Source organism: Streptomyces sp. NPDC059564 (genome assembly GCF_042735575.1).
Taxonomy (GTDB): Bacteria; Actinomycetota; Actinomycetes; order Streptomycetales; family Streptomycetaceae; genus Streptomyces.
The window spans coordinates 1-9,958 of the sequence record NZ_JBHWBP010000282.1 but is presented as its reverse complement, the minus strand read 5'-3'; the positions used below and the strand labels follow the sequence as shown (position 1 = coordinate 9,958).

The following is a 9,958-nucleotide window of genomic DNA, read 5'->3' as shown; positions in this document are numbered from 1 at the left end:
CGGCCCCGGCCCCCATGGGCCAGGGCGCCGCGCCCGGTGCCTGGACCCCCGCGCCGGGTGCCCACACCCCCGCGCCCGGTGCCTGGACCCCGGCCCCGGGTGCCCAGGACCCGGCTCCCGGCGCCCAGGCCCCCGCATCGGGTGCCCCGGCCTTCGCGCCCGTAGGTCCGGCCCCGAGCGCCCACGCGCCCGCGCCCGGTGCCTGGACCCCCGCGACCCCGACCCCGGTCGCCCACGCCCCCGCGCCCGCAACCCCGGCCCCCGCCCCCGGCTTCGGCCCGCCGCCGCCCCCGCCCGCCGCCAACGGCGGTGGCCCCTTCACGCAGCCGTACCCCCCGAACGGCCGGCAGCCGCCCACCGTCGCGCAGCAGCACGCCGGCCCGGCCGCGGGGCGCGCTCCGCGCCGGACCCGTACCGTCCTCGCGGCCGCCGCCGCAGTCGTGCTCCTCGCGGGCGGCGCCGCGTACGCCGTCATGGACAGGGACAGCGGGGCGGCGCCCCAGGCGGCCGCCCCCGGAGCCGTCACCCCCTCGGCCGACGCCCCGACGGCCACGCCCCCGGGCCCCGCCCCGTCCACCCGCTCCCCGGGCAAGCCCTCGAAGTCGCCCCGTACGTCGGCTCCGGCATCGGCATCGGCATCGAAGGACGCCAAGCCCACCCCCGTCCCCACGGCCTGCGGCGGCTGGAGCCACCGCGATCCGGCCCCCGGCACGTACGGCTACATGTCCGGCGACTACCACCTGGAGACCGGCCCCTACCAGACGTGCCCCTCCGTCACCCTGGCCAAGACCGGCACGAAGCTCTGGTACCACTGCTACGTCGTCAACGCGCACGGCAACAAGTGGACCTACGTCCGCGTCGAGGGCACCACCACCGCCGGCTGGATGTCCAACGACAACCTCACCCGGCAGAAGGGCCCCTCGACCCCCTGCTGACCGCCGCCCCGCCCGGGGCCCTGCGGCCCCGCCGGAGTGCCCCTATACAGTCGGGCCGTATGGATGGCTGGACGGCGCCGAGCGCGATCGAGAGAGAGCTGTACGAGGCCAAGGCGCGCGGGGACTGGCCGCGCTTCCTGGACGCCCTCGCCCGCTCCGAGCTGTTCCTCCCCCAGCACCGCGCCGAGGTCGACGCCGATCCGGGCCAGGCCCGCTTCCACCCCGCCGGGGCGACCCTGGCCGTGTACACCCGGGGCATGCTGCCCGCGCCCGACCAGCACACGGTGTACCTGCGCCAGAGCCTCGCCTGGTTCGCGAACGCCTGGGACGACCGGGACCCCGCCTACCTCGCCGTGAACCCCGGCTGCCCCGCCGAGGCCTACCTGACGACCCGCCCCGAGGACCGCGCCCGCTGGCGCGCCCACTGGGACGCCGCCCCCTCCTGGGGCCTGGCCGCGGACGCCGTGCACGCCCTGCACACCGGCGGGCCGCTGCACGGGCCGGTCGCGCACGGACTGGCCGTCGGCGGCCATCTGGCCGTCACCAACGGGGACTTCTGGAACGCCCTCGCCTACCACGGCGGCGGCTACACCCGCGAGCGCGAGCGGCTGCGCAAGAGCTGGGACATCACCGACGGCGCGGGCTGGCTGGACACCCTCCAGCGACTGCTGGACACCGGCATGGTCAGCCCCGTCTGGGAGTACGCCCTGCGCGTGCGCCGGGCCCTGGCCTCCGACTTCGCCGGGCCCGTGGACGGGGAGCACTGGCGGCACGCCGCCGAGGCCGGCCTGCGCCGCAGCGCCGAGCTGGCCGCCGAGCCCCGGCTGACCCCCGACGGGGTCACCCTCGCGCAGCCGCGCCCCGCCGCCGAGGTCGAGGGGGAGATCGCCGGAGTACGGCGGCTCATCGGCCGGATCGCCCGCTACGAACAGCGCTTCCGCGCCGACGGACTGCTCCCCGAGGACGGCTGGGTCCGTTCCGTCGAGGCCTGGGACCTCGGCCGGGCCTCCCAGATGGCCCGCTGGGGCGTGGGCGCCCGCTACGGCACGGTCGAGGAGGCCGAGCGGGCCGTCCTGCGCGCGGGCGAGGCGGCGCGCGGGACGTACCGCTCCTGGGAGGACTTCTCCGCCGGGTACGTCCTCGGACGGTGCCTGCACTTCGACGAGGAGGAGTTCGGCGAGTGGTACACCGGCGCCCTCACCGCGCACCGGCTCCTGACCACCGACCAGGCCAGTCCCTGGCTCAACATCCCGTGGCGCTGACCGACTTCGGGTAGTCCCCGCACCGCCCCCGAACCGCACTCCACCCGGCCCCAGGGCCAATTACCCTCACTCGCATGACGATTGCACTGAACGACACCGTACGACTGCTCCTCGACTCCCCCCACCCGGCGGTGCTCTCCACCCTCAACCCCGACGGCAGCCCGCAGAGTTCGGTGGTCTGGGTGTCCCGGGACGGCGACGACGTCCTGATCTCCACCGAACGCGGCCGCCGCAAGGAACGCAACATGGTCCGCGACGCGCGGGTCGGCCTGACCGTCTTCGACCTGGCCAACCCCTACCTCTACGCGGAGATCCGCGGCACCGCCACCATCACCGAGGACACCGGCCGCGCCGTCGCGGTCCGCATCGCCGAGGAGTACCTGGGCCCGGGCGCCGGCAAGGAGTACGCGGACGCCGCGGACGGGGCGGTACGCGTGGTCGTGCGCATCACCCCGTCCAAGGTCCTCGGCAACGCCACCAAGGCCTAGGGAAGCCGCGTACGCACCGCCGTCCAGGCGTCGACGGCCTCCGCCAGGGGGTCGTCGGCCGCGAGGTGGCGGCGTACGTCGGCCAGGCGGCGGATCAGGTTCTTGATCCGCCGCAGGTGGAGGATCCGGGGCAGCGGAAGCTCCCGCCAGGCGGCGCCCTGCGCGGCCGCCTCCGCCGGGGTCAGGTCGATCAGTGCCAGCAGCTCCGCGCACAGCGCCGCCGGATCCTCCGCGTGCGCCTGGCCCAGCGTCCCGATCAGGTAGCAGCGCAGCCAGGCCAGATCGGGTGCCCCCTCCAGGGCGGGGATGCCCTCCGCCTCGGCCCGGCGGCGCGTCGCGGCGATCGCCACCCGGCCCCAGCGCACCCGGACCTCCGGCGCGAGCGTCGCGTCGAACATCCGCGCCTGGGCCAGGGCCCGCAGGGCACGCGGCCGGGGCTCGTCCCGCAGGGGCGGCCCCGTGGCCAGCCAGTCCTCCAGCTCCCCCAGGGTGTGCCCCTCGGTCGGCACCGAAACCAGCACTTGGCCCCGGGTGAGCAGCGCGACCATGGGGCCCGCGAGGTGGACCCGCGCCGTGAGCCCGCCGTCGATGAAGTCCACGGTCCGCCCGTAGGCCTCCAGCTGCCGCAGCGCGAGCCTCGACTCCCCTGCGGCGTAGACCTGTCCGGGGTAGGCGACCCCGCCGTGGCAGCGCACGATGCACACCCCGCCGCCGGCGTCGGCCTCTTCGACGGAGTACACGCCCAGCTCGGTGATGGCCACCCCGGCCCCCCTTTCCCCGGGCGGGAGGTTACCGCGTCAGGCTCCCGCCGGGGTCTCCAGGATGAGGCGTATCTCGGTGACCTCGTACCCGGCCCGGTCGAAGGCGGCGGCCATCGGGAGGTTGACGGTGTCGGTGGTCGCGGTGATCCGCTCGGCGCCCGCGGCGGCGTGGAAGCGGGTGATCTCGCCGAGGACCTCGTCGATCAGGCCCTTGCCGCGCTGCTCGGGGACGACGCCGAGGTACCCGACGTTGCGGTGGTAGGGGGTCGCGGAGGGGATGGCCATCCCGGCGAGGGTGCCGTCGGGCAGGTGGGCCAGGCGCCACCAGGAGCGTTCGCCGGGGCAGTCGAGGTAGAACTCGAAGTCGTCCCGGGCGAGTTCCTCCTCCGTGACGGTGGCCAGCTCGTGCCGGGTGGCCAGGTCGAGGCTGCCCCGGGAGAGGCGGGCGAAGGCGTCGAGGAACTCCTCGTCGGTGCCCTCGCGGAAGACGAGGCGCCCGCCGGGCGCGGCGGTCCCGGCGGCGGGGGTCCACTCGTAGCGCAGGCGCTCGATCTCCTGCGTCAGACCGGCCTTGTACGCGGCTTCCCGCCGCCAGACCACCGCCTCCGTCAACGCCGGGTCGGCCCGCCAGTCGCGCGGCAGGGAGATGTTGTACCCGGGGGCCTTGCCGAAGGCGGCGTGGCCGGCCTCCAGCAGCCCGGCGGCCACGGCGGCCGGGTCGGCGACGCCCTCCCGGACCTGGAGGCAGTCGAGGGCGAGGGGCCGCTCGCTGTCGTCGCGGCCCCACCACAGGGCGCGGGCCAGCAGCTCGCCGTCCTCGTCCTCGGCGCACCAGATCCACTCGGGGCGGAACTGACCGGCAGCGAGCTCCTCGCGGATCTTCTCGGCGTCCAGGGCGGCGACGGGGCCGTCGGCCGGGTAGGCGACGGCGCGGTCGAGGTCGGCGGGGTCTGCGGCGGCAGCGCGGAAGAACATCCGGCGATGATCACACGGCCCGACCCCTCTGAACAGGCCTTTAACCCAAGGGTCCGGCAATGTTCAAGGGGCCGGTCCCGCGCGCGTGCGCGCGTGGGACCGGCCCCTTGGGAACCTGCGGCGCAGCCGCTACGACCAGGTGATCAGCCGGCGCGGGTGTTCCAGTACGGCCGCGATGTCGGCCAGGAAGCGGGAGCCGAGCTCGCCGTCGATGAGACGGTGGTCGAACGACAGGGCGAGGGTGGTGACCTGGCGGGCCTTGACCTTGCCCTTGTGGACCCACGGCTGGAGCTTGATCGCACCGACCGCGAGGATCGCGGACTCGCCCGGGTTCAGGATGGGCGTACCGGTGTCGACGCCGAAGACGCCGACGTTGGTGATGGTGATCGTGCCGTTCTGCATGTCCGCCGGGGAGGTCTTCCCGTCGCGGGCCGTGGCGACCAGCTCGGACAGGGCCGTGGACAGCTCACCGAGCGTCTTGGCCTGCGCGTCCTTGATGTTCGGCACGATCAGCCCGCGCGGGGTGGCGGCCGCGATGCCCAGGTTGACGTAGTGCTTGAGCACGATCTCCTGGGCCGCCTCGTCCCACGACGCGTTGACGTCGGGGTTGCGGCGGATCGCCACCAGGACGGCCTTGGCGATGAGGAGCAGCGGGTTGATCCGGAGCCCCGCGAGGTCCGGGTCGTCCTTGAGCTCCTGGACCAGCTTCATCGTGCGGGTCACGTCGAGGGTGATGAACTCGGTGACGTGGGGCGCGGTGAAGGCGGAGGCCACCATGGCCTGGGCGGTGACCTTGCGGACGCCCTTGACCGGGATGCGGGTCTCCCGCGCGGAGGCCTCGGCCGGGGCCTGGACCACCGCGGCCTGGACCGCCGGAGCCTGGACCGCGGGGGCCGGAGCCGCTACGGCCGGGGCCGCCGCGACCGGAGCCACCGTCTGCGGGGCGAGCGCGGCCGCCGCGGCGGCGTGCACGTCCTCGCGGGTCACGACGCCGCCGTCGCCGGTGGGGACCACCGAGGCCAGGTCGATGCCGAGGTCCTTGGCGAGCTTGCGCACGGGCGGCTTGGCCAGCGGCCGCTCCCCGCCCGGCTGCGCCGGAACGGCGACGGCGGGAGCGGCCGGAACGGCGACGGCAGCCGGAGCGGCGGCCACGGCCGGAGCCGCCGGGGCGGCCGTACCGTTCCGCGCGGCCACGGCGGGAGCCGGAGCGGCGGTGCCGTTCCGCGCGGCCGTGCCCTCGACCGCCTTGCGCGGGCGGCGCTTGGTGGAGGCCGTGGAGACCCCGTAGCCGACCAGTACGGGCTGACGCGCCTCGGGCGCCGCCTCCTCGGCGGCCTCCGAGCCCGCCGGGGCGGCGGCAGCGGCGGGTGCGGCGGCGGCCGCGACGGCCTCCTCCGCGTCACCCCCGGAGGGACCCGTCTCGACCGAGATGATGACCTGGCCGACGTCGACCGTCACGCCCTCCTCGAAGAGCAGCGCGTGCACCACCCCGTCGAAGGGGATCGGCAGCTCCACGGCCGCCTTCGCGGTCTCGACCTCGCAGACGACCTGCCCGTCGGTGACGGTGTCACCCGGCTGGACGTACCACTTGAGGATCTCGGCCTCGGTCAGGCCCTCGCCCACGTCGGGCATCTTGAATTCGCGGATGGTCATGAACGTGGCTCCTCAGTACGCCAGCGAGCGGTCGACGGCGTCGAGCACCCTGTCCAGGCCCGGCAGGTACTCGTCCTCCAGGCGGGCCGGCGGGTACGGGGCGTGGAACCCGCCCACGCGCAGCACCGGCGCCTCCAGGTGGAAGAAGCACCGCTCCGTGATGCGGGCGGCGATCTCCGAGCCCATGCCCAGGAACACCGGGGCCTCGTGGACGACCACGAGCCGGCGGGTCCGCTCCACCGACTCCTGGAGCCCGTCGAAGTCGACCGGGGACATCGAGCGCAGGTCGACGACCTCCACCGACTTGCCCTCCTCGGCCGCCGCGGCCGCCGCCTCCAGGCAGACCTTCACCATGGGGCCGTAGGCCGCCAGGGTGATGTCCGTGCCGGACCTGGCGACGCGCGCCTTGTGCAGCTCGCCGGGGATGGCCTCGGTGTCGACCTCGCCCTTGTCCCAGTAGCGGCGCTTCGGCTCGAAGAAGATCACCGGGTCGTCGCTGAGGATCGCCTGCTGGAGCATCCAGTAGGCGTCGGCCGCGTTCGACGGCGAGACCACCTTGAGGCCCGGGACGTGCGCGAAGAGCGCCTCGGGGGACTCGGAGTGGTGCTCGACCGCGCCGATGCCGCCGGCGTACGGGATGCGGATGACGACCGGCATCTTGATCTTGCCGAGGGCGCGGGCGTGCATCTTCGCGAGCTGCGTGACGATCTGGTCGTACGCGGGGAAGACGAACCCGTCGAACTGGATCTCCACGACCGGCCGGTACCCGCGCAGGGCCAGGCCGATGGCGGTGCCGACGATGCCGGACTCGGCGAGCGGGGTGTCGATGACCCGCTCCTCGCCGAAGTCCTTCTGCAGCCCGTCGGTGATGCGGAAGACACCGCCCAGCTTGCCGACGTCCTCGCCCATGATCAGGACCTTGGGGTCGGTCTCCAGGGCCTTGCGCAGCGACTCGTTGAGCGCCTTCGCGATCGACATGGTTTTGAATGTCGCGGTCTCGGTGGCCATGGTGGTCACTCCCCACCCTCGAAGGACGCGAGGTAGGCGGCGAACTGGGCGCGCTCCTCGTCGACGAGCGCGTGCCCGTCCGCGTAGACGTTCTCGAAGATCGCCATGGTGTCGGGGTCGGGCATCGAGCGCACGACCTCGCGCACCCGCTTGCCCAGGACCTCGCTCTCCGCCTCCAGCTCCGCGAAGAACGCCTCGTCGGCGCCCCCGGAGGCCAGCAGGTGGGCCTTCAGGCGCAGGATCGGGTCCTTCGCCTCCCAGGCGGCCGTCTCCTCGTCCCGGCGGTACTTCGTCGGGTCGTCGGAGGTGGTGTGCGCGCCCATGCGGTACGTGAACGCCTCGACCAGGGTCGGACCCTCGCCCCGGCGGGCCCGCTCCAGCGCCCAGCGGGTGACCGCGAGGCAGGCCAGGACGTCGTTGCCGTCGACGCGGACGCCCGGGAAGCCGAAGCCCTGGGCGCGCTGGTAGAGCGGTACGCGCATCTGGCGCTCGGTGGGCTCCGAGATGGCCCACTGGTTGTTCTGGCAGAAGAACACCACGGGCGAGTTGTAGACCGCGGAGAAGGTGAAGGCCTCGGCCACGTCGCCCTGGCTGGACGCGCCGTCGCCGAAGTAGGCGATGACCGCGGAGTCCGCGCCGTCCTTGGCCACGCCCATCGCGTAACCGGTCGCGTGCAGCGTCTGCGAGCCGATGACGATCGTGTAGAGGTGGAAGTTGTTGACGGTGGGGTCCCAGCCGCCGTGGTTCACGCCGCGGAACATGCCGAGCAGGTTCGTCGGGTCGACCCCGCGGCACCAGGCCACGCCGTGCTCCCGGTAGGTCGGGAAGACGTAGTCGTCGTCCCGCAGCGCCCGGCCGGAGCCGATCTGCGCGGCCTCCTGGCCGAGCAGCGAGGCCCACAGGCCCAGCTCGCCCTGGCGCTGCAGAGCGGTCGCCTCACCGTCGAAGCGGCGGGTCAGGACCATGTCGCGGTACAGACCGCGCAGGTCCTCGGTGGTGATGTCCGCGACGAAGGGTGCGAACTCCGCGACGTCGGGGTTGTCCCCGACCTCGACCCGTTCACCTTCGGGCGTCAGCAGCTGTACGAGCTGAGGCTCGGCGTCGTGCGGCTGTGCGGTGGCAGCGGCGGTCTTGCGGGCGCTCGCCGCGCCTGCCGCCCGCTTGGTGCCGCTGCTGCGTCGCGGCTTGCGCGCGGCAGTGCTCTCCACGGTCACGTGTGCTCCTCCGTCGGTCCGGCACCCGGGTTCTCCGGGGACCAGTGCGGCTCACCTGTATCCGTACCCGCGCACGGGGTGGGTGCACGGCACGTACGGGATTCAGGCGTGACAGGTGCCCCGGCGAGTGCCCTGCGCAATGCACGTTACCCAGTGCGTCGCATAACTGCGAAACCCCGTTTGACCTGCGATTTTGCTTGGATATCCAAGTAAATCGGCAGTCGCGGGAACAACGACTGGTCACAGCCTTGCAGGGGGCCGGAACAACGGCACGTTATCCCGGGTAACTCCGGCAGGGAAGGGGTGAGTGTGTGAAGATGACTTTGTGCGCGAAGACGGAAAAATCAAGGTATTCCTCCTGGACGACCACGAGGTGGTACGTCGGGGCGTCTATGAGCTCTTGTCGGTCGAAGAGGACATCGAGATCGTCGGCGAGGCCGGTACCGCCGCGGACGCACTCGTACGCATCCCGGCCACCCGCCCCGACGTGGCGGTCCTCGACGTGCGGCTGCCGGACGGCAGCGGGGTCGAGGTCTGCCGCGAGGTGCGCTCCCAGGACGAGGACGTCAAGTGCCTGATGCTGACCTCGTTCGCCGATGACGAAGCACTGTTCGACGCGATCATGGCCGGTGCCTCGGGCTACGTCCTGAAGGCGATCCGCGGAAACGAGCTGCTCAGCGCCGTACGCGACGTCGCGGCGGGCAGGTCGCTGCTGGACCCGGTGGCCACCGCGCGGGTGCTGGAGCGGCTGCGCGACGGCAAGAACGGCAAGGGCGACGACCGCCTCTCGAACCTCACCGAGCAGGAGCGCAAGATCCTCGACCTGATCGGCGAGGGCCTGACCAACCGCGTCATCGGCGAGCGGCTGCACCTGGCCGAGAAGACGATCAAGAACTACGTCTCCAGCCTGCTGTCGAAGCTGGGCATGGAGCGCCGCTCCCAGGCCGCCGCCTACGTGGCGCGCATCCAGGCCGAGAAGCGCTGACGGCTCCGGCGTAGCTCCGGTCCGGCCCGACCGTTCCTCGACCCGGTGAACCCGGCGGGTGCCGTCAGGTGCCGTCGGGTGCCACCGGACGGGCCGTTTCATTCGGGACCAACGTCCCCGATCATCGGGGCGTGATCCTCTTTCCCGACGCCGCGTCGGGGCGCGACAGTGGCTGCATGTCACCGGAGGAACTCCACGCCATCGAACTGCTGCGCCGCGTGCCCTACGGCCGGGTCGCCACCAGCATGCGCGCGCTGCCCTTCCTCGCCCTCGCCCGCCACATCGTGGTGGACGGCAAGGTCGTGCTGAGAATGCACGCCGGGTTCGGCCATCACCAGGCGTGCAACGGCAGTGTCGTCTCCTACGGGGCGGACAACTTCAATTCCCCGGACCCGCGGCTGTGGTCGGTGCAGTTCACCGGAACCGCGCAGATCGTCGAACCGACCACCGCCGAACTGGAACTCTTCGGTCCGGGTCCGCATTTCGTGGACGGCGCCGTGTTCGACCCCGTGTACATGCGAATCGAACCCCAGCTCGTCACCGTGCACACCCTCGCGGGGAATCCGGACCGGCAGTTCCAGCACGCGCTCTGACCCGGCGTATACGAAGAGGGCCCGGCGGAATGCATTCCGCCGGGCCCTCTTCGTACCGGTCGTACCGGTCGTCCCGTCTACTGC

Annotated in this window: 9 protein-coding genes and 1 pseudogene; 5 read left to right on the top strand and 5 right to left on the bottom strand. The window is 73.1% G+C overall.

Translation table 11 applies throughout. From position 1 onward, the window contains the following. The 3 genes and pseudogenes from ACFV0Q_RS31730 to ACFV0Q_RS31720 all read left to right on the top strand — a co-directional run. Positions 1–935, top strand: a pseudogene (locus ACFV0Q_RS31730) (hypothetical protein); the annotation flags it as partial. A 59-nt stretch (positions 936–994) separates the two neighbouring features. Next, the gene (locus ACFV0Q_RS31725; protein WP_385009998.1) at positions 995–2,197 is read left to right on the top strand and encodes a DUF1266 domain-containing protein; all 1,203 of its coding nucleotides are present in this window, start codon (positions 995–997) and stop codon (positions 2,195–2,197) included. Between the two features lie 74 nt (positions 2,198–2,271). Further along, positions 2,272–2,685: a PPOX class F420-dependent oxidoreductase gene (locus ACFV0Q_RS31720; RefSeq protein ID WP_385009996.1), complete on the top strand. Its 414-nt coding sequence runs from the start codon at positions 2,272–2,274 to the stop codon at positions 2,683–2,685. Here ACFV0Q_RS31720 and ACFV0Q_RS31715 read toward each other — a convergent pair. From ACFV0Q_RS31715 to pdhA, 5 genes are all read right to left on the bottom strand, one after another. Continuing rightward, entirely contained in the window at positions 2,682–3,446 is a 765-nt protein-coding gene (locus ACFV0Q_RS31715; RefSeq protein WP_385009994.1) for a hypothetical protein, read from the bottom strand. The genes ACFV0Q_RS31720 and ACFV0Q_RS31715 overlap by 4 nt on opposite strands. A 36-nt stretch (positions 3,447–3,482) precedes the next feature. After that, a complete protein-coding gene (locus ACFV0Q_RS31710) occupies positions 3,483–4,421 on the bottom strand; it encodes a GNAT family N-acetyltransferase (protein ID WP_385009992.1) in 939 nt (312 codons plus the stop codon). A gap of 129 nt (positions 4,422–4,550) precedes the next feature. Then, positions 4,551–6,074 carry a dihydrolipoamide acetyltransferase family protein gene (locus tag ACFV0Q_RS31705; protein WP_385009990.1) on the bottom strand — a complete coding sequence of 508 codons (1,524 nt, stop codon included), beginning with the start codon at positions 6,072–6,074 and terminating at the stop codon, positions 4,551–4,553. A 12-nt stretch (positions 6,075–6,086) separates the two neighbouring features. Next, on the bottom strand, positions 6,087–7,052 hold the full coding sequence (locus tag ACFV0Q_RS31700) for an alpha-ketoacid dehydrogenase subunit beta (RefSeq protein WP_385009988.1): 966 nt from the start codon (positions 7,050–7,052) through the stop codon (positions 6,087–6,089). Between the two features lie 35 nt (positions 7,053–7,087). Then, positions 7,088–8,296, bottom strand: a complete 1,209-nt coding sequence (gene pdhA, locus ACFV0Q_RS31695) for a pyruvate dehydrogenase (acetyl-transferring) E1 component subunit alpha (RefSeq protein ID WP_385009986.1) — start codon at positions 8,294–8,296, stop codon at positions 7,088–7,090. A gap of 325 nt (positions 8,297–8,621) precedes the next feature. Between pdhA and ACFV0Q_RS31690 the strand changes: the two genes are divergently transcribed. After that, positions 8,622–9,281, top strand: coding sequence for a response regulator (locus ACFV0Q_RS31690; protein WP_385009984.1), 660 nt, complete (start codon positions 8,622–8,624; stop codon positions 9,279–9,281). A gap of 176 nt (positions 9,282–9,457) precedes the next feature. Further along, positions 9,458–9,874 carry a pyridoxamine 5'-phosphate oxidase family protein gene (locus ACFV0Q_RS31685; RefSeq protein WP_385010000.1) on the top strand — a complete coding sequence of 139 codons (417 nt, stop codon included), beginning with the start codon at positions 9,458–9,460 and terminating at the stop codon, positions 9,872–9,874. Positions 9,875–9,958 lie beyond the last annotated feature (84 nt).